We start from the raw sequence: 20,045 nt of genomic DNA on the forward strand, positions 1-20,045 counted from the left end.
CATGGCCAGTACCTCGCGGTAATCCGCCGCAGCGCGGGGCGCGGGCTGGCCCGCTGCCGTCACAAGCTGCACGCCCTTCTCCCGGCGGTCCTCATAATTGTCGCACACGGCCAGCACACGAACGCCCGGCTGGGGCAGGATGCAGTTTTCCAGCAGGCTGGAGCCGCGGTTGCCCAGGCCGATAACACCTACATTCAATACTTCTTTCATAAATGGATACTCCCTTTCCGTTTCAAAAGCGGCCCGCACAGGCTCTGGGCCGTTATTTCCTTCGTCTGCACAGGTATTCGGAGCCTGATATTTCATATCATAGTACCAGTATACAAAGAAGAACAGCAGTTTTCAACAGGACAAACCGGTCACCGAAACGCAAACAGCGCGTCGGAAACGTCGGCGTAATTCTGCAGCGTCAGCTGCTCGGGCCGGGCCGTGGGCGGCACGCCTGCCGCAGCCAGCGCCTCGGCCACCGCCTCCTTGGGCAGATGCAGCCCCGCGCTGGCCGCGTTGGCCGCCGTCTTGCGCCGCTGGCTGAACGCGGCGCGGATGACGCGGAACATCGCTTCCGCGCTGCGGGGCGTGACCGGCGGCGCTTCGTGCAGACGCAGCTGAATGACGGCGCTCGTTACCTTGGGCGGCGGATAAAAGCTGCCCGGCTGTACGGTAAACAGCGTGCGGGGCGCGGCGTAATAATGCACCGCATATGTGACAGCGCCCGCCGCGCGGGTGCCGGGCGCGGCGGAAAGGCGGTCCGCCGCCTCTTTCTGCACCATTACCGTGATATGCTCGATGGGCAGCCGCTCCTCCAGCAGCTTCATGACGATAGGGCTGGTAATATAATAGGGCAGGTTTGCACATACGGCCACACGCAGGCCCGGGAACTCGTCCCGGATGAGCGCCGCAAGGTCCACCTTCAGCACGTCGCCCTCCACGACCGTCACGTTTTCATATTCTGCCAGAGTTTCCGCCAGCAGCGGCGGCAGACGCTTGTCCACCTCCACCGCCACTACTTTTTTGGCGCGCCGCGCCAGCTCCTTGGTCAGCACCCCCACGCCGGGGCCGACCTCCAGCACGCCGAAGCGCTCGTCAATCCCCGCCGCCTCGGCGATCTTGGGGCAGATGCCCGGGTTGACGATAAAATTCTGCCCGAATTCCTTGGAGAGCGAAAAACCGTGCGCCGCGCACAGCGTTTTGATGGTGGAAATATCCGTCAGATTCACGCGCTGCCTCCTCTTTTCTTTTTCACGGAACAAAAACGCACCGCGCCCGCCGGGCTGTGCGCCCCGCAGCGCGGTGTGCGTTGTTCCGCCGCCCCGGATACGGGGGCGAGACTCCATTTACAAACAGCTCCGGCCCGCGCCTATGCCGCAGGCTCGGCGGATGACGAAGCGTCCGTACCGGCCGGTCCGCTCTGCAAAGAGGAATCCGCGCCGCCCGCCTCCGAAGCGGAGCTGCTCTGTGACGGCTCCAGGCTGGCCTGGATGTCGTTGCGGCCCGTAAGCGTATCCACCACCTCAAACGCGCGCAGGATCTGCGGATCGGTATCCACGGTGAAGTTGTAGAAATTCGCCTCCTCCTCGGCGGAGAGAGACGCCTCCACATCCGGTGAAATGCCCGTCCCGTTGAAGGTGGCTCCGTTCTTGCTCAGCAGCAGGCCCACCGTATACGAAAATGCCGAGCCGTCTGAAAGAGCCACCGGACGGCACTGGATGGTGCCCTTGCCCGCTGTGCGCGTACCGACGACGCGTCCTTTTTCAAATTCCCGAATGGATGTGGCAAACAGCTCCGCCGCGTAGGACGTGTTGCCGTTCACCAGCACCACCATGGGCAGCTCCACCTCGCTGGCGTCGGAGGTCTCCAGCGTGGTGACGGTTCCGTCCTTGTTCTGCTGGCTTGCGATAGGGCCTACCGGGCACAGGTAATCGATCACATGCATGGCGTTCGTCAGGTTTCCGCCCGTGTTGTTGCGCACGTCGAACACCACGCCGTCCACGGCGACGCCCTCCTCCTGCCAGCGTTCAAAATATGCTTTCAGCTCGTCCACTGTCTTGGAATTGAAAGCGTTGATCCAGAAATATGCGGTCGTGGTACCCTCCGGCACCTGGCCCTCCACGGAGGGCACGTCGAACTCGCGGCGCTGGATCTCCACCGTGTGCTCGTCCTCGCCCGTGGCGTTCACCACCGTGAGCAGCACCGACGTGCCGGATTCGCCCAGCAGCTGGCTGTTTACCTGCGAGAGGGAAAGCGTTTTAACGTCCAGCTCCCCTACCTTGGTGATGTAGAAATTCTTCTGCAGGCCGGATTCCTCCGCCGGGCTGTTGGGGTACACCTTAACAATGCGCGCATAGCCGTTGGCGTCCTTGATCACATCCGCGCCCACGCCCATGACCACGCCGTTCTGCTGGTTGAGATATTCCAGATACTGCTTTGCGGTATAATAGCGCGCGTCCTTGTCGCCCATGCCGGTAACGTAGCCCGCCGCGATATAATCGTACAGGGTGTCGTCCACGATCTCGCCGTAATAATTCTCCCGGGCGCTCTTGTCCATCTCCGAGAGCTTGTTGTACATGATCTCTTTTTCGCGCACGCCGCTGACGGTCCGGTTGAACAGCTGCATGCTCAGAATCATCGTCACAACGAAGGTGACCGTCATGGCAATGATGGCGATGGCCACCGCCAGATTTACGGTGATCTTTTTATTCATAGCTTCGTCTCACTTTCCTTGCGCGGGTGCCGAAACCGCTGTTCAGCCCCACGGCGGCCCCAGATACGGCCGCGAACTCACCGCCGCGCCGTTAAGAGTCGTCTCAAAATGCAGGTGGTTGCCCGTACTGTTGCCCGTGCTCCCCACATAACCGATGAGCTGGCCCTGCGTCACGTAATCGCCGTCGTTTACAGCGCGCGCCGACATATGGCCGTAAATGGTAGCAAGGCCGGAGCCGTGGGATATCTTTACGGAAATTCCGTAAGTCCAGTGGTTGTTGGTGCTCACCACGCCGTCCGCAGCCGCATAGATGGGCGTGCCCGCCGGGGCCGGCACATCCATGCCGCGGTGCACGTCCCACTTGCCGTAGATCCAGCGTCCCACGCCGAAATCGGAGGAAAGGTTCGTATACCCCGGGATAGGCCAGGCAAAGCCGCCCTGATTGTACTCGAAATCCACGTTGTTTGCCGCCGTCCACTGCCGCCATTCTTCCTGCGCCTGCTCGTACTGCCTCTGGGTTTCCGCCAGAGCCTCTTCATTTGCGGCAAGGTCCGCCTCAGCCGCGCTGATGGCCGCATCCGCCTGCTGGATGGCATTGGAATACGCCACGGCGGTGTCTGTCAGCTCCTGCTCGCGGGCGGCAAGGTCCGCAAGCTGCTGCTCCAGCTCGGCGCGCTGGGCCTCCAGGGCCGCCTGCTCGTCCCGCAGCCGCTGTACGAGCTGGGTATCATGCTCCGATATCTGCTGCAGGTTCTCGGCAAACAGCAGCATCTGGGAAACGTCGTCGATGCCCAGAAGAATTGCAAGGTTCGACTGCCGGCTCATCTCGTACATGCCCTTGAGGCGGGATTCGAACATGCTCTTATTATACGCCACATTGGCCGCTTTTTCCGCCACCTCGGCATTTTTCAGCTCAATGCTCTGCTGCTGGGCCGCGATGTCCTCCTTGATGGCGGCAAGCTGCGCCTTCAGGTTATTGGCCTGTGCCTGATAATACTGCTTGGTCTGCTCGGATTTTTCCTTGCTGTTCTCCACGGCGCTGATGTTGGATTTGATGTCCTCCAGCTCCTTGCGCAGACGCTCCAGCTTCTCCGCCGGCGTTTCGGCATAGGCAAAAATCAGCGGCACGCCGATGGTCATCACCATCAGTGCGGCAAGCACCAGACATACGACGCGAACCAGTTTTTTATGCTTTTCCATAGAAAACTCCTGTGTTCAAAAAAGATCACACCTTCAGGTGCTTGCGGATGCTGGACGCGCAGCCCACGCCGCCGATGGCGACGCCGAACAGCACAAACCCGCCCAGCAGCGGCCAGATGATATCCATGAACGGCCACATGCATTTGGTGAACTCGTTCAGCCAAAGCGCCTCCGGCTGCAGCAGCGCCTGCTCCAGCCCGTAATACGCACCGCCCACAACGACCGTGGCCAGCACGCCCGAGATAGCGCCCACCGTCATGCCCTCCACAAAGAACGGCAGCCGGATGAACGCATTCGTCGCGCCCACGAATTTCATGATATTGATCTCCTTGCGGCGGGCAAATACCGTCAGGCGGATGGTGTTGCTGATGACCACCACGCTCACCACGCCCAGCACGGCCACAAGGCCCCAGCCGATGTAGTTGACGATGCGCTTCAGGTTCACCAATGTACTGGAAAGCTCGGAGGGCGAATTCACTTTGTAAAACACGTTCGCATCGCTGGCGGTGCCGTCCTCGGCCGTGGCCGTATACGCGCCCATGGCCTTGATGCGCTCCACTGTGGGCGCAAGGTCCGCAACGTCTGTCACCGACACGCGGAACGAAGCGGGCAGCGGATTTTCGGTGTTCCCTTCTCCGGCATAATCGTTCATGATATCGCCGTAGTCGCCCAGATACTCCCGCATTTCCTCCACGGCCGCAGCCTTGGGGACGTATTCGCAGGCAGCCACGTTCCCGTCGGCGGGGATCTGCGTTTTCAGCGCCTCCACGGTCTCGGCGGGGGCGGCGTCATCGATGAAAAAGACGATCTCGTTGAGCGTTTCAAGATAATCCACATAGCTTGTCACGTTGACGGACAGCAGCGCCGCCACGCCCGTGATCATCAGGCATGCCACCAGCACGCCGATGGATGCCAGCGTCATCAGCCGGTTGGCCACCATGCTGTGCCATCCCTGCTTGACAAGATACTTAAAGCTGGACCATTTCATACCTGCGCGGCCTCCCTCCCGTACCGGCCGAGGCCGTCGTCGACCACCTCGCCGTGGTCGATCATGATGGTGCGCTTGCGGAACCGCGCGGCCAGCTCGCGTTCATGGGTGACGACCACGACCGTGGTGCCCACGCTGTTGATGGCCTGCAGCAGCTCCATGATCTCCACAGACAGCTCCGGGTCGATATTGCCGGTGGGCTCGTCCGCAATGATGATGGGCGGGGAATGAACCAAAGCCCGCGCCAGCGCAATGCGCTGCTGCTCGCCGCCGGAAAGCTCCTGCGGCAGGCTGTGCGCCTTGCCCGCGAGCCCCACCAGGTTCAGCACATAGGGCACGCGCCGCTTGATCTGCCGCTCGGGGATATTCGTCACACGCATGGCAAAGGCCACGTTCTCGTAGGCCGTCATCGTGGGAATAAGGCGGAAATCCTGGAACACCACGCCCAGCCCGCGGCGCAGGTAGGGAATTTCCCGCTGACGGATGCTGGAAAGGTCGCGCCCGTTGACGAAAACCTTGCCCTCGGTGGCTGCCTCCTCGCGCAGGATCAGCTTGAGGAACGTGCTTTTGCCCGCGCCGGAATGGCCCAGAACGAACACGAATTCGCCTTTTTTGATGGAGAGATTCACGTTGTGGAGCGCCACGATGTCCTTGCTTTTGGCGTCCAGCCCGGTGTATATCTTCTTCACGTTTTCAAAACGGATCATATCGGTAGTTGCCATATCATTCTCCTATGGGGGTCACGGTTGAGTGCGTGCGCGCAAAGCACCGCCCTGCGCAGGGAATACGCGCCTGCCGCCCGCGATATTGCACCGCGGGCACGGCATATTCCAAAAAGGCGCCGCTGCGGCGAAAGCAGGCTTTGCCGCAACGGCTCTTTTTTCTTAATACTTCGCGGGGTTGGCGCTCAGGTATTTCTTGACCATCAGCGCCACCTTGAACACAATGGCGTCGTCGAATTCCCGCAGGTCCAGGCCCGTCAGCTTTTTGATTTTTTCCAGACGGTACACCAGTGTGTTGCGGTGCACGAACAGGCCGCGGCTCGTCTCCGAAACGTTGAGGTTGTTTTCAAAGAAGCGCTGGATGGTGAACAGCGTCTCGGCGTCCAGGCTCTCGATGCTGCCCTGTTTAAACACTTCTTTCAGGAACATCTCGCACAGCGTGGTGGGCAGCTGATAGATCAGGCGGGCGATGCCCAGATGGTCGTAGCTGACGATCGCCTGCTCGGTGTCGAACACCTTGCCCACCTCCATGGCGATCTGTGCCTCCTTGAAGCTCTGGGCCAGGTCCTTCACATTGGCAATGGGCGTGCCGATGCCCACGACGGCCTTGATGTAATGCTCGCCGTTGAGGGTGTCCACAATGCTGGCGGCCAGCTTTTCGATGTCGTGCTGGTCAATGCCGCGCTTGATCTCCTTGACGAGGACGGTGTCGTTCTCGCTGATGTTGAACACGAAGTCCTTCTGCTTATCGGGGAACAGGCCGCTTACGACGTCGTAGGCGGAAATGTCCGCGCCCGAGGTAACGCGGATGAGCAGCACCACGCGGGACACGTCCGTTGCGAAATGCAGCTCGCGCGCCTTGGCATAGATATCGCCGGGCAGGATATTGTCCAGCACCACATTCTTAATAAAGTTCGCCTTGTCGAACTTTTCGTCGTGGTACTGCTTGATGTTCTGCAGGCTGATGGCCAGCAGCGCCGCATAGCGCAGGGCGGGCTCGTCGGTTCCCTCCACCAGAACGGCATAATCGTTGCGCTTGTTCGAACTGAACAGATGATAGGTGTAGCCGTCCCGCACGAACGCGTCGCCGGCTGTCAGCCGGTCGGACGCGATGCCGTCCCGCACCTCGCCGATGCGGTTCAAGTCAGAACAGGAGATGATGGTGCCCGTTTCATCGACAACGCCCACCATGCGGTCGATCGCATCTTTCATCTGATAGACAACGCCCTGAAAAACTCTGTTCGCCATAATACCCTTTTCCCTTCTGTGCTGCGGCGCTCTGCATGCGCTCAGTTGTGAATTTTAACAATAAGGTGTCGCTTTAGTCTCTATTTTACACAATAGTTCTGACTTTTGCAACATATTTCAACAAAATAAACGTCATTTTATTGTGTAATTTGGGAAACAGGGCGCAAACACTGCATTTATCGTACATTTTTCATGTGAAAAATGTTTTAAAAACCTGTGAACAGCGCGCCGAAAATGCAGTTTCCAGCATTTGGCCCGGAATTTTTTCCTGTTTTCTAGCCGCCGAGGATACGCGCCACCTCTGCGGGCGAAAGCTCGCGGAAGCCGCCCGGCCCCAGCGCGGCGTCCAGCGCCAGGCCGCCGATGGCCGTGCGCCGCAGCTCGTTCACGCCCGCGCCGTATACGCCGAACATGCGCTTGATCTGATGATACACGCCCTGGCGCAGCACCACACGCGCGCTGCACGGGCCGTCCGGCCCCGGCGAAAGCTCCGCGGGCTGCAGCCGCTGCCCGTCCGCCAGCCGGACGCCCGCCGCAAAACCAGCCGCCATCTCCGGCGTGAGGGGCGTGTCCAGCAGCACCTCGTAGGTTTTTGGCACATGCCGCCTGGGCGCGAGGATATCATGGGCGAATGCGCCGTCATCCGTCACCAGCACAAAGCCCGTGCTGGTCTTGTCCAGCCGCCCGGCGGGGAACAGGCTGCGGCGGGGGTAGGCCCTGCCCACAAGGTCCACCACAGTCACGTCGTTTTTGTCCGCGGACGCACTCACCACACCCTTGGGTTTGTCCAGCATGATGTACACATACTGCTGCAGGACGAGCGGCTGCCCGTTCAGCGTGACAGCCGCGCCGGCCGGCACCTGAGCGTCCGCGCTGCGGCACACCGCGCCGTTCACGCACACCAGCCCTTTCTGAATGGCCCGCCGTACGTCCGAGCGGCTCTGCTGGGCCGCGCCCGCCACATACTTATCCAGACGCATGCCGCGTCCCCTCCCCCCGCGCCGGGCCCGGGCCCGGCTTTTCCTTATCAATTATTATACGGTCCAGTATAGCACAAAAAAGGCCGAAACGGGTAGTGTTTCCCGTTTCGGCCCTGGCGCCGCTCCGCTCATTGGCGGTAATAATGATAGCTGCGGCCGTCGCTTTCAAATGTGATCACTATTTCGTTGTAAGAAATATAGTCCCATGCGGCAAACCGTGTGCCACTGGAAGCATAGTACATGCCATCGCTCTCAAAATTGTATTTACCGCTCGGAACATAACGATACCAGAAATCAAACTCGTTGTTTTCCATTGCATATTCAAAAACATCGCCATCCACCGCGACCCATGTTCCATCCAAAAAGTAGTCTATAAGATATCTGTCCATACATATAGGTTCCACATCAATATACTGGTCGCTCCATTCGAGCATCTCCAATGCATTTTGGACTTCCCGTGTCATTTTATAATAGTTTTCAGATAAAACAGTGTGCGCCTTACACGCTTCCACATAAACAAAAGCGTCTTCGTAGTTTTCATAATCCGGTATGATCTCCAGCCACTCCATTGCCGCACTGAAACGATTTTCCCCGTAGTGCTCCAATGCCGTGTCGTAAATTTCCGGTATCTGCGCCTGCGCCTGCCGGCTGCTGTCTAAAAAGCCGCCCAGATTGTTGTACAATTTGTATTTCGTAAAAGGCGAGCCCACCGTCTGCGCACGGATATATGTGTTGCACTTTTCCGCCAGTTCCCCGCTGTCCGCGTAATCCCCAAGCTCCCGGAACGCCTGCGCCGCCTCGCTCAGCTCCCCGCGCTCCACCAGCACCCAGGCCGCCGTATATTGCCCCTGCTGCTCGTCCAGTTCCCACAGCCACGGCGCGCGCTCGTACCATTCGTAAGCCTGTGTATACTGTTCGTAAGCCTGCGCGGTTTCAATTTCGTTCCACGCATACAGCGAATACCCCAAAAAGCCACCGCCCAGCAGCACCAGCGGCAGCCCCACGGCCAGCGCAATTTTCCAGCCGCGCTTTTTCCGGCGCGGGGCCTGCGGTGTGCAAACGGCAGAGGGCGCATATCCCGCACCCGGCGTACCGCCGCTCCCCTGCGGGGCAAACGGCCCAAGCGGCGCAGCTTCCTGCAGGGCCGCGCGCTGCGCCTGCGGCAGCTCCTGTGCAGGCACTGTCTGCGCCGGCTGTGCGGCGGCAAGCTGTGCTTCCACCTGCGCCAGCTCCTGTGCAAGCTGCGCCGGGGCGGCAATGCGGTAAGCCTCGTTCAGCGCCATGGCCCGGTTCAGCAGCGGGACAAGCGGCGTTTGCTCCTCAAACACAAGCTCCGCGCCGCCCGCACGCGCGATCACGTCCTGCGGGGCGCGGCCCTCTGTAAGCGCATACAGCACGGCCCCCAGAAAATAGACTGCAGCGGCCATACCCGCGCTTCCGTTGTAACATTCCGGTGCGGAATACCCGGCGCACACGGAGGCGCCGGGCCTTTTGCCCGCGCCGTGCGCACGCTTCAGCTCCAGCGTACCGCTCCGCACAAGGATATTTTCCGGATGCAGTGCCCGCGAGTCCTCCGGCATCGAAGCCAGCCGTTGCGCCAGCTCCCGCACCGCCCGCGTTGCCCGGAGCCTGTCCATCCGTCCGCCGCCGGCCAAAAACACAGGCAGCGGAACAGCCTTTTCCCGCATGGGCTTCCCGGACGCCGCTCCCCGGCGGCGCAGCCGCAAAAGCAGCGCCGCACACACGCCCAGCGCCGCCGCCACAGCCAGTACAACCAGCAGCACGCCCGCAAAACCGGGCGCCGCCTTGCGGTACGGGATATCGTTTTGCTGCAGAACGGTGAGCAGCTCCCGCACATGAATGCTGCCGTTCACATTCTGGCCCTCCAACATTATAAACGTATTGATCCCGACAAGCCTGCCGCCCGCATCCACAAGCGGCCCGCCGGAATTGCCGGGGCTGATGGGCGTGTTCGTCTGGATCGCCCACGTGCTTTGATAGCCCTCCGCCCTGCTTTGCCGCACCGCGCTCACGATGCCGTCCGTCACCGTGATGCTGTCCACGCCGGTGGCAAATTCCCGGCTGAAATCATCCGCCGCGCCCGGATATCCCAGCGCGTATACCGCCAGCCCTGTTTCAACCGCGTCCGAGCGGAGCGGCAGCCCGGGCATGCCGCGCAGGGGCTTGTCTGTTTTTAAGATACAGATGTCCTTTCCGGGCAGATCTACGTAGACCCGGGCCGTCGTCCACCTTGTGTCGTCCACTATGACCTCAATCGTTTCCGCGCCTTCGATCACATGGTGGTTCGTCACCACATAGACGGAATTTCTGGACACCGCAAAGCCGCTGCCCATCGCCCTTTCCGTCATAATGCGCACCACGCTCTCACGCGCGTTCAGCACCGCCTTCGGCACATCCGACGCGGCAAGCGCGCACACGCCCAGCGCCGCCGCCAGCAGCATTGTGCCCAAAACGGCCCACAGCCGCCTGCGTCCCCGTTTTTTCAACATCACAGTTCCCCCGCTTCTTCTGCTCTGGTTTCATTGCACCATATTTCTTAGCTCGCACCCGCTGACCGGACATAGTACACCATGACGCCGCCGCAGGCGGCTTCAACAAAACTTTGGCCGCCAGGATTTTGTACGCCTTGAGGTTCTCACGCTCATGCGCGGCAGAGCGTCGGTGCATGAAGCATGCACGGCCGCACAAGCGGCTGTCCAAATCAATTATATCAGAAGCAGCCGCTGAAAAGAAGCCCGTCAAACAAAGCGGCATGCCGAAAAAGGGCATGCCGCTTTGTACAGAATCAACTGCGTTTTGCGCTTATTCCGTGGGGAACGCCCCTGGCTCGATCTGCGCGTCGGCGTCTGCCTGGGCCTGCGCTTCGGCGGCCGCGTCCTCCGTCGGCCCGGCCGTATCCGCACCTGCCTGGACGTCTGCAGCCGCGTTTGCACCGCTCACGCCCGCGCCCGCGGCGGCTGCGGAATCATCCGCCGGAAAGGCGGCGCCAAAGCCCGCGTTTGCCGCCACTTCTTCGTCTGTCAGCGCAAGGCTTGCCCCCGTGGGCGCCGCCGCTTTCAGCGGAAGCACCTCGCCGGAGGGCTTTTGCAGGATATACGCGCCCCTGGCCTCGTTTTTGTACACGAGCACCACGCCGTAGGATTTCTGTGTTTCGGTGCTCTGCGCAGGAATGAGCACCACCCATTTGTCTACCTTTTTATTTTTGACGCGGGAGAGGTCCAGCCCGCTTTCCTTGATCACTTCATTGAACGCCTTGAAGTTATCGTCCCACTTGCGCGGCACGGTGACGGTGCTCACCTCCGCGGTAGTGGGGTCCACTTCGACGCCATACCCCTGCAGGAACGTCGCCACGTCCTGCGCGCCGGTGATCTGCTGCGAAAGCGCGCCGCCCTGCGCGGCCGCATCCACTGCGTCGCCCTTGTTGCGCACCACGCCCACGGTAATGGCCGCGCCTGCCAGCACCACGCCGCAGACGGCCACCACAGCCAGTTTCCGCAGCCCGCCCTTGCGTAAAGTACATACAAACATTGCACGTTTCCCTCCTTACGATTTTCGGGGCGGTGTGCCGCCCCAACCCCTTCCGCGCGGCACGCGTTCCGGGCCGGCTGAACTGGTTTCTACTGAAATTCTATGAGGGGGAGCGTATGTTTAGCACAGACGTTTGCGGCGGACATGCCGTGAATTTTTCTATTGACAAAACCCGCGCGGACGGGGCATCATATATTCATAACAACAAACCGGAAGAAAGGGCTGCACGTATGGTACTGACAATAGACATCGGCAACACCAACATCGTTTTGGGCGGATACGAAAACGGGGCGCTGGGATTCTGCACCCGCATCTCCACGGACAAAAGCCTGGAGGCGGACCAGTACGCGCTGGAGCTGTCCGGCATCCTGAACCTTTACAAGGTGGCGGGGGAAAACATCGAAGGCGCCATCATTTCCAGCGTGGTGCCGCAGATCACCGACACAGTGGCGCGGGCGCTGCGCATGTTTGCGGGCGTGGAACCGCTGAAGCTCACGCAGGAGCTGCCCACAGGCGTAGGGGTGAACATCGACACACCCTCGGAGCTGGGGGCCGACCTGCTGGCCGGAGCCATCGCCGCAAAAGCGCTGTATCCGCTGCCGGCTATCGTCATCGACATGGGCACGGCCACAAAGATCACGGCCGTGGACGAGCAGGGCACGGTGCAGGGCGTGAGCATCATGCCGGGTGTTTTCATCAGCCTGGACGCGCTGGTGAACGGCACGAGCCTGCTGAAGGGCATCGCCACCAACGCGCCCGTGCGGGCCATCGGCAAAAACACCGTGGAAAGCATGCAGAGCGGCGTGGTATTCGGTGCGGCAAGCATGCTGGACGGCATGGTCGAGCGCTTCGAAGCCGAGCTCGGCCCCGCAAAAACGCTGGTGGCTACCGGCGGTGCGGCGGGCATTGTTGTGCCGCACTGCCGGCACAGCGTGCAATATGTGCCCACACTCATTCTGGACGGCCTTTATGCCGTGTACTGCCGCACACACGCGGCCCTGTAAAAAACGGGCGTAAAAAGCACGGGCGCGCCTTCTCCCTTTTGCGCCTCCCCCTGCATGCCCACAAAACAGAAAAGCCCCTCTGCGCGGCGCGCAGAGGGGCTTTTCCGGCGTTTTGTACCGGGGATACGTTTATTCTTCGTCCTTGCCGCCGCAGCAGCCTTCACAGCCTTCGCAGGCGTCGTCGTCCTCGCTGAAGTCGACCTCAAACTTCGTGCCGCAGTTGGGGCAGGCCAGATCGTCATTGGCCAGCATATCCTCATCCACGCACACAACCTCGCCGCACTGCGGGCAGGTGATCTCATACAGGCCCGCCTCGTACTCCTCGTCGTAGTCGTCCTCGTCTTCGTCCCCGCCGTCCTCGTCGAACAGGAAGTTTTCCACGTCCTCCAGGTCCTCGCTCATGGCGTCGACCTCATCGTACAGCGTATCCACATCCTCGTCGATGTTGGTGACCTCCTTGGCCATCTCCTCCAGCACATCCACAACAGCGGCAAGCAGCTTGCCCTCCTTGGTGGCAGTGTCAAATTCCATGCCCTCCATCATCCCTTTGATGTAGGCGACTTTTTCTTTCAGTTCCATGGGTCATACCCTCCTATGCTTTTATTCTTTCATCGCAATGCAATGAAAAGCGTCTTCAGGCGGCATCCGCCGCGTTCCGGCCCGGAGGCCGTTTTTTAGTATCAAACAGGCAAGGCCGTACCTTGCAGCCTTGCCTGTTTTTGCAAAAGTTATGCGCGCTCCATATACTCGCCGGTGCGGGTGTCGATGCGGATCATATCGCCCTCGTTGATGAACAGGGGCACACGGATCTCCGCGCCGGTCTCCAGCGTGGCGGGCTTGAGCGTGTTGGTGGCAGTGTTGCCCTTGAAGCCCGGGTCCGTCTTGGTGACCTCCAGGACCACAAAGTTCGGAGCCTCGACGCCGAACACCTTGCCCTTATAGCTCAGCACCTTGCAGACCTCGTTCTCCTTCACGAATTTGAAGGCGTCGCCCAGCTCGCTCTCATTGAGGGGGATCTGCTCGAACGTTTCATTGTCCATGAAGTAGTACAGGTCGCCGTCCTGATAGGAATACGTCATTTCGCGGCGCTCGATATACGCGGTGGGGAACTTGGCGGTGGGGTTGTAGGTGCGCTCCACCACAGAGCCCGAGATGACGTTGCGGATCTTGGTGCGCACGAAGGCCGCGCCCTTGCCCGGCTTTACATGCTGAAATTCAACGATCTGGAAGACGTTGCCGTCCTCTTCAAACGTGATGCCATTGCGGAAATCGCCAGCAGAAACCATAGAATGAATCCTCCAATATTATCCCGGCCGCCCCGGCCTTTGGCCGCCGGGCATACCAGTTCATTTTATCTATTCTGATTTTACACAATATGCGCCTGTTTTGCAAGGGTTTTCGGCCATTTTAAGCCATTTTCCCCCAAGACGGCCGCGCTTTCCCCGCCGGGCGGGCAGCTGCCCGCCCACGCGTCACAGCACGATCAGCTCCTTCGGGCTTTTTCCCACGATCTCGCAGCCGTCCGGCCGCACGAAGGTGGTGTCCTCAATGCGCACGCCGAATTTTCCCGGCAGGTAGATGCCCGGCTCGATGGTCATGACCATGCCGGACTGTATGATGTCGCTGCAGGTGGGGCTGTAACGGGGGTTTTCATGGATCTCGATGCCCACGGCGTGGCCCAGCCCGTGGCCGAAGCAGCCCTCGTAGCCCGCGCCGTAGATGATATCCCGGGCAACCTTGTCCACCTCGCAGCCTTTGTAGCCCGCTTTGGCGAATCCGCAGCAGGCGAGCTGCGCCTTCAAAACGGTATCATACACCTTTTTCTGCTCGTCGGACACATGGCCCACCGCCACCGTGCGCGTCATATCGGTGCAGTATCCGTCCACGTTCGCGCCGAAGTCCATGGTGACGAAGTCCCCCGCCTCGATGCGTTTGTCGCCGGGCACGCCGTGCGGCAGGCTCGTTTTTGCCCCCGAGACAAAGATCGTGTCGAACGCCAGCTTGCCCGCGCCGTGGCTCTTCATAAACACTTCCATCTCCAGCGCGGCGTCGATTTCCCGCACGCCGGGTTTGATGTAGCCCAGCATGTGCTCGAAGCAGGCGTCGGTGATGACCTGCGCGCGGCGGATGGCGTCGAATTCTTCCTCGGACTTGACGGCCCGGATGGCGTCGATGGCGTCAGAGAGCACAGCGCCGGTGTCCACCTCCACGCCCGGCAGCGCGGCGCGCACACGGTCCGCATAAGCCAGTGTGGCCTTGTTCTCCAGATACAGATGCTTAACGCCGTGCGCGGCCAGGATGTCCCGCACCTGCTCCAGTGCCTTTCCCTCTAAGATGACCTCGGCTTCCTTTACCGTCGCTTCGGCGATCTCGATGTAGCGGGAATCGATGATGAAGTAGGTTTTATCCGGCAAAATGAGCACGGTGCCCGCGTCCCCGGAGTCAAAGCCCAGAAAATAAAAGCGGTTCACATCCGTGGAGACAAGCGCCGCTTCAAAGCCCCCGGGCATGGCGGCAAGCAGTTTATCGGTACGTTGTTTCATATCGGTCCAACCTTCTTATTCCAGTATTGGCGGCCGGGACGCTTCTATGCGTCCGGTGGTTTGCAGTCTTCCTCTTTTCCGTGGACACGCCCGCCTTTTTTATAATACCGCGCCAGCACGGGTTTTTCAAGCGCGCGTTTCAAGCGTATGGTCGCTTTGGTGTCCTGCCGCATGGGCTGCACCAGCAGAACCGGGATGCCGTACAGGTTCGCGCCCAGCGCGTCTGTAAAGATCTGGTCGCCCACCAGCGCCACCTCGCGGCGGGATACGCCCATGGCCCGGCGCGCCCGGCGCAGGCCAAACGGCGACGGCTTACAGCAGAACGCCTGATACTCCAGCCCCACGCGCTTTGCAAAGGGAGCCACGCGGCCGGGCATATTGTTGGAGGCGATGGTGAGCTTCACGCCTGCGGCGCGCATGGTATCCAGCCACGCGGCCACGTCCGGCGGCAGCTCCTGGCTGCCGTGGGCCGTGAGCGTGTTGTCCACGTCCAGAATGAGCGCGCGAAGCCCCCGCGCGCCCAAAAACTCCGGCGTGATGCAGGTGATGCGCTCAAAAACGATCGTCGGTGTAAACAGGGGCATTTTCGGTTCCTCACTTTATCAGTTGTGCTCCGTGCGGACGTGCATGTCCGGCGGGCACGGCAGCCGCCGGGCCGCCTTTTCCCCCGCCCTCTTTTGGTGCAAAAAAAGCGGGCCGTAAAGGCCCGCCTGTTCGCTTACTTGCCGCGTGTCCGCTATTCTTATTTGAACTTGCGCTTGCGGGCAGCTTCGGACTTCTTCTTGCGCCTGACAGAAGGCTTTTCGTAAGCCTCGCGTTTACGCACTTCAGCAAGCACACCGGAGCGTGCGCAGGAACGTTTGAAACGACGCAGCGCGCTGTCCAGCGATTCATTGTCTTTCACTCTGATTTCCGACATCTTTGTCCCTCCCTTAAACCTGAGGTAGGCGCCGGCCCCCCTCTATGCGGGAAACTGACTATATTTGATTATACAATGCAGACGGCTCGTCTGTCAACAGATAATTGTGAACATCTTTCCTACCTTACAGCAATATTTACAAGTTTGCCCGGCACGTAGATCTCCTTGCAGATGGTTTTGCCCTCCAGCGCTTTCGCAACATTGGGCTCCGCCTTTGCGGCGGCAATGGCGTCCTCTTTGGCCGCGCCCGTGGCCACCGTCAGCTTGGCGCGCAGCTTGCCGTTCACCTGCACGGCGATCTCCACCGTGTCCTCCACGCATTTCGCCTCGTCGAATTCCGGCCACTTCGCGTGGGCAAGCTGCCCCTCGTAGCCGCACTGCTGCCAAAGCTCCTCGGTGATGTGCGGGGCAAACGGGTTCAGCAGCGTCAGCAGCGTTTTGAACTCGCCGCGGGTAATGGATTTTTTGTCATAGATCTCGTTGAGCAGGCTCATCATGGCGGCGATGGCGGTGTTCATTTTGAGCACCTCGATATCCTCCGTCACCTTCTTGATGGTGCGGTGCATCGCGCCTTCCAATTCCGCCGAATAGCCGTCGCCGTCCACAAGAATATCCGCCAGGCTCCACACGCGCTCCAAAAAGCGGCGGCAGCCCTTGATGGACGCGGTGTTCCACGGCGCGCTCTTTTCAAAATCGCCGATGAACATCTCATACAGGCGCATGGTGTCCGCGCCGTAGTCCCGCACGATATCGTCCGGGTTCACCACGTTGCCGCGGCTCTTGGACATCTTCTCGCCGTTTTCGCCCAGGATCATGCCGTGGCTGGTGCGCTTCTGGTACGGCTCCCTGGTGGGCACCACGCCGATGTCGTACAGGAACTTGTGCCAGAACCGGCTGTACAGCAGATGCAGCGTGGTGTGCTCCATGCCGCCGTTGTACCAGTCCACAGGGCTCCAGTATTCCAGCGCCTCCCTGCTGGCCAGCGCGTCGTTGTTGTGCGGGTCCATATAGCGCAGGAAGTACCAGGACGAGCCCGCCCACTGGGGCATGGTGTCCGTCTCCCGTTTGGCGGGGCCGCCGCAGCACGGGCAGGTGGTGTTCACCCATTCGGTATGGCGTGCCAGCGGGCTTTCGCCGTCGCCGGTGGGCTCAAAATCCTTGATCTCCGGCAGCACCAGCGGCAGCTCGCTCTCAGGCAGAGGCACCCAGCCGCATTTTTCGCAATTCACCATAGGGATCGGCTCGCCCCAATAGCGCTGGCGGCTGAACACCCAATCCCGCAGCTTGAAGTTTGTCTTGGGCGTGCCCAGGCCCTTTTCGGCCAGCCATTCGGTGATGGCCTTTTTCGCCTCGTCCACGCTCATGCCGTCCAAAAAGCCGCTGTTCACCATCACGCCCGTGGCACAATCGGTGAAAGCCTCCTTCGTCACATCGCCGCCCTTGACGACCTCGACGATGGGCAGATCGAATTTTTTCGCGAAATCATAGTCGCGCTCGTCGTGGGCGGGCACGGCCATGATGGCGCCCGTGCCGTAGCTGATGAGCACATAGTCGGAGATGAAGATGGGGATCTCTTTGCCGTTCACGGGGTTCACGGCGCGCACGCCCTCCAGCCTTACGCCTGTTTTGTCCTTTGCAAGCTCGGTGCGCTCGAAGTCGCTCTTCTTCGCAGCGGCCTCCTGGTATTCCCGCACGGCGTCCAGGTTGGTGATCTTGTCCGCCCATTTTTCAATGCAGGGATGCTCGGGCGAGATGACCATATAAGTCGCGCCAAACAGCGTGTCCGGGCGGGTGGTGTAGATGAGCAGCTCGTCGCCCGCCGTGGTGGAGAACTTTACCTCCGCGCCGTGGCTGCGGCCGATCCAGTTCTTCTGCTGCGTCACCACGCGGTCGATGAAGTCCAGGTCCTCCAGATCATCGATGAGCCGGTCCGCGTAAGCGGTGATCTTCAGCATCCACTGGCTTTTGACGCGGTGCACCACCTCGCCGCCGCAGCGTTCGCACACACCGCCCACAACTTCCTCGTTGGCCAGCACCACCTTGCAGGAGGTACACCAGTTGACGCTCATCTCTTTTTTGTAGGCAAGGCCCTTTTTATACAGCTGCAGAAAGATCCACTGGGTCCATTTGTAATAGCTGGGGTCCGTGGTGTTGATCTCCCGCGTCCAGTCGAAGGAAAGGCCCAGGCTCTTGAGCTGGCTTTTGAAGCGCGCCACGTTGTTTGCCGTCACCACCTCGGGGTGGATGTGGTTTTTCATGGCGTAGTTTTCCGTGGGCAGGCCGAAGGCGTCCCAGCCCATGGGATACAGCACGTTATAGCCGCACAGGCGCTTCTTGCGCGCCACGATGTCCAGCGCGGTGTAGCTGCGCGGATGGCCCACGTGCAGGCCCTGGCCGGAGGGGTACGGGAACTCCACCAGCGCATAGTACTTGGGCAGCGAAAAATCCTGCTTGGCCGCAAAGGTATTCTCCGCATCCCAAATGTCCTGCCACTTTTTCTCGATCGCTTTGTAATCGTACTTCATTTTATATGTCACATCCAAAAAAGATTTGCAGATTCCGGGCGGCGCGCCGCCTTATTCCTCGATGAAATCCATGGGCACGTCTTCGCCGTCGGCCCACAAATGGTCCAGATCGTAATAGTCCCGCGCGTCGGGGCTGAACACATGGACGATGACGTTGGCATAATCCAGGATAAACCAGTTCTGGGTGTTGAAGCCCTCTGTACGGATGGGCGCGACACCCTTTTCCTTGAACTGGAACTCCACCTCCTCGGCCAGGCTTTTCACATGGGTGGAGGACGTGCCGCTGGCGATGACGAAATAATCCGCCAGCACCGTCAGGTCGCGCACCTTCAGCACCTTGACGCGGGTAGCCTTCTTGCTGTCGAGCAGCTTGGCGATCTGCATCGCCAGTTCTTTTGATTCCATGAACACTCTCCTGTTTCAAATAGGGTAAAAACGTTCTTTCTTCCACTATTATGCCGCGGGCTGCTGCACGGATGCAGCGTTTGCCTGCTGGGCGGCCTGCTGGGCGTCTGCGGGCGCGTTTGCATCGCTGCCGCCCACGGCGTCCACCTCGCCCATGCGGCGCACCTCCGCGCCGATAACCTCGCTGCGTGTGCCCCAGTCCGGCGTGCCGATCTGCTGTGCCGCCAGCGGGTCGTCCGCCGGGCGGAAATATTCGTTCAGAAATTCAGCGGTCTCCGCCTTGGCGCACACCATCACGTCCTGGCCGTTGTACAGCTCGCCGCGGGCCACGGGCAGGCGGCCGATGATGATGTTTTCGCTGGGGATGCTCAGCACGCTCATGCCCAGCTGAACGAGCTCCATAAAATTGAGGCTGGTGTTGATGTATTTCTGCACCACGGGCGTCAGCTTGATGATATCGCCCACCGTGGCCGTCCGAACGCGGCGGAACAGCGCCGAGTAGAAATACTGCTGGTTGGCCAGGCGGTCGATGTCGCCGCGCGGCGTGGCCGAGGTGTCCTTGCGCTGGCGCAGGAAAAATTCGCACTCCGCGCCCATCAAAACGCGCCAGCCCTGTTCCAGCCGGCTGCCGTCATATTCCATAGTCACGGGCACATACACCTCGATGCCGCCGAACACGTCCACGATCTCCCGCAGGGAGTCCATATCAATGGTGACATAATCATCAATGGGCAGGCCGAACACCTTTGTGATGTACTGGGCCAATGTATTGACGCGGTTTTCCTTATCGGCCGAATTGGCGAAAATGCCGTTGATCTTGCCCGCCGAGCCGCCGATCTCGCCCACCAGCGTGTCGCGGGGGATCTGCAGCATGGTCATCGTATGGTCCGAACCATTCACCCGTACATACAGGATCATATCCGTCTGGCCGATGGGGTCGCGTTTGACGGCGTCCTCGGTGCTGTAATCGATGCCCAGCACAAGGATGTTCATGGTGCCGGACAGCTCGTCGGGCACCAATGCGTCCGCACCGCTCTCCGGCGGCGCCAGGCTGCCCATCTCACCGGTGTTGAAGATACTGCCCACATACCAGTATATCCCGCCGAAAGCAAGGCCCAGCACCAGCACGATGCACAAAAGCACCTTGGCGGCGGTTTTGCCCGTGTTTTTCTTTCTGCGCCTGCGCGCGGAGGTTCCATATCCCGGCGCGGAGGAATGCCCCGCCGCACCGTTTCTGCCGCCCTGGGCGGGCCTGCGCGCC

18 protein-coding genes and 1 pseudogene are annotated in these 20,045 nt (G+C 60.4%); 1 reads left to right on the forward strand and 18 read right to left on the reverse strand.

Annotated elements, in window-relative coordinates:
- The 10 genes and pseudogenes from IIY41_RS00635 to IIY41_RS00680 form a co-directional block, all read right to left on the reverse strand.
- Positions 1-210: pseudogene (locus IIY41_RS00635) on the reverse strand (gfo/Idh/MocA family oxidoreductase); the annotation flags it as partial.
- A 149-nt stretch (positions 211-359) separates the two neighbouring features.
- Positions 360-1,217, reverse strand: coding sequence for a 16S rRNA (adenine(1518)-N(6)/adenine(1519)-N(6))-dimethyltransferase RsmA (gene rsmA, locus IIY41_RS00640; RefSeq protein ID WP_055079735.1), 858 nt, complete (start codon positions 1,215-1,217; stop codon positions 360-362).
- Positions 1,218-1,357: 140 nt separating this feature from the next.
- Positions 1,358-2,701, reverse strand: a complete 1,344-nt coding sequence (locus tag IIY41_RS00645) for a S41 family peptidase (protein WP_287399172.1) — start codon at positions 2,699-2,701, stop codon at positions 1,358-1,360.
- Between the two features lie 42 nt (positions 2,702-2,743).
- A complete protein-coding gene (locus tag IIY41_RS00650) occupies positions 2,744-3,901 on the reverse strand; it encodes a murein hydrolase activator EnvC family protein (RefSeq protein WP_270849462.1) in 1,158 nt (385 codons plus the stop codon).
- Positions 3,902-3,926: 25 nt separating this feature from the next.
- On the reverse strand, positions 3,927-4,889 hold the full coding sequence (locus IIY41_RS00655) for a permease-like cell division protein FtsX (protein WP_050005415.1): 963 nt from the start codon (positions 4,887-4,889) through the stop codon (positions 3,927-3,929).
- Positions 4,886-5,611, reverse strand: a complete 726-nt coding sequence (ftsE, locus tag IIY41_RS00660; protein WP_009322507.1) for a cell division ATP-binding protein FtsE — start codon at positions 5,609-5,611, stop codon at positions 4,886-4,888. Before ftsE ends, IIY41_RS00655 begins: the two co-directional genes overlap by 4 nt.
- A gap of 162 nt (positions 5,612-5,773) precedes the next feature.
- Positions 5,774-6,859, reverse strand: a complete 1,086-nt coding sequence (locus IIY41_RS00665; protein ID WP_009322506.1) for a PucR family transcriptional regulator — start codon at positions 6,857-6,859, stop codon at positions 5,774-5,776.
- Between the two features lie 275 nt (positions 6,860-7,134).
- Positions 7,135-7,839, reverse strand: a complete 705-nt coding sequence (locus tag IIY41_RS00670; protein WP_050005416.1) for a pseudouridine synthase — start codon at positions 7,837-7,839, stop codon at positions 7,135-7,137.
- A 128-nt stretch (positions 7,840-7,967) separates the two neighbouring features.
- Positions 7,968-10,349, reverse strand: a complete 2,382-nt coding sequence (locus IIY41_RS00675) for a trypsin-like peptidase domain-containing protein (RefSeq protein ID WP_287399182.1) — start codon at positions 10,347-10,349, stop codon at positions 7,968-7,970.
- Between the two features lie 313 nt (positions 10,350-10,662).
- Complete coding sequence (locus IIY41_RS00680) at positions 10,663-11,388, reverse strand: DUF4830 domain-containing protein (protein WP_050005418.1); 726 nt, start codon at positions 11,386-11,388, stop codon at positions 10,663-10,665.
- 230 nt (positions 11,389-11,618) lie between these two features.
- Between IIY41_RS00680 and IIY41_RS00685 the strand changes: the two genes are divergently transcribed.
- Entirely contained in the window at positions 11,619-12,392 is a 774-nt protein-coding gene (locus IIY41_RS00685; protein WP_040909799.1) for a type III pantothenate kinase, read from the forward strand.
- Positions 12,393-12,521: 129 nt separating this feature from the next.
- Here the strand turns inward: IIY41_RS00685 and IIY41_RS00690 are convergent, their stop codons facing one another.
- The 8 genes from IIY41_RS00690 to IIY41_RS00725 form a co-directional block, all read right to left on the reverse strand.
- On the reverse strand, positions 12,522-12,971 hold the full coding sequence (locus IIY41_RS00690) for a CD1247 N-terminal domain-containing protein (protein WP_009322497.1): 450 nt from the start codon (positions 12,969-12,971) through the stop codon (positions 12,522-12,524).
- A gap of 149 nt (positions 12,972-13,120) precedes the next feature.
- The gene (gene efp, locus IIY41_RS00695) at positions 13,121-13,678 is read right to left on the reverse strand and encodes an elongation factor P (RefSeq protein ID WP_009322496.1); all 558 of its coding nucleotides are present in this window, start codon (positions 13,676-13,678) and stop codon (positions 13,121-13,123) included.
- A gap of 186 nt (positions 13,679-13,864) precedes the next feature.
- Positions 13,865-14,935: a M24 family metallopeptidase gene (locus IIY41_RS00700; protein WP_009322495.1), complete on the reverse strand. Its 1,071-nt coding sequence runs from the start codon at positions 14,933-14,935 to the stop codon at positions 13,865-13,867.
- A 44-nt stretch (positions 14,936-14,979) separates the two neighbouring features.
- Complete coding sequence (locus IIY41_RS00705) at positions 14,980-15,519, reverse strand: YqeG family HAD IIIA-type phosphatase (protein WP_117461569.1); 540 nt, start codon at positions 15,517-15,519, stop codon at positions 14,980-14,982.
- 158 nt (positions 15,520-15,677) lie between these two features.
- Positions 15,678-15,854, reverse strand: coding sequence for a 30S ribosomal protein S21 (gene rpsU / locus IIY41_RS00710; protein WP_009322493.1), 177 nt, complete (start codon positions 15,852-15,854; stop codon positions 15,678-15,680).
- Between the two features lie 119 nt (positions 15,855-15,973).
- Positions 15,974-18,379: a leucine--tRNA ligase gene (gene leuS, locus IIY41_RS00715; RefSeq protein WP_155201804.1), complete on the reverse strand. Its 2,406-nt coding sequence runs from the start codon at positions 18,377-18,379 to the stop codon at positions 15,974-15,976.
- A 51-nt stretch (positions 18,380-18,430) separates the two neighbouring features.
- Positions 18,431-18,784 carry a ribosome silencing factor gene (gene rsfS, locus IIY41_RS00720; RefSeq protein ID WP_009322491.1) on the reverse strand — a complete coding sequence of 118 codons (354 nt, stop codon included), beginning with the start codon at positions 18,782-18,784 and terminating at the stop codon, positions 18,431-18,433.
- A gap of 48 nt (positions 18,785-18,832) precedes the next feature.
- Positions 18,833-20,045 (reverse strand): LCP family protein (locus IIY41_RS00725; protein ID WP_287399188.1); only part of this gene is annotated, 1,213 nt, incomplete at its 5' end.

The organism is Ruthenibacterium sp., assembly GCF_017421385.1.
In the GTDB taxonomy this organism is placed as follows: domain Bacteria; phylum Bacillota; class Clostridia; order Oscillospirales; family Ruminococcaceae; genus Ruthenibacterium; species Ruthenibacterium lactatiformans.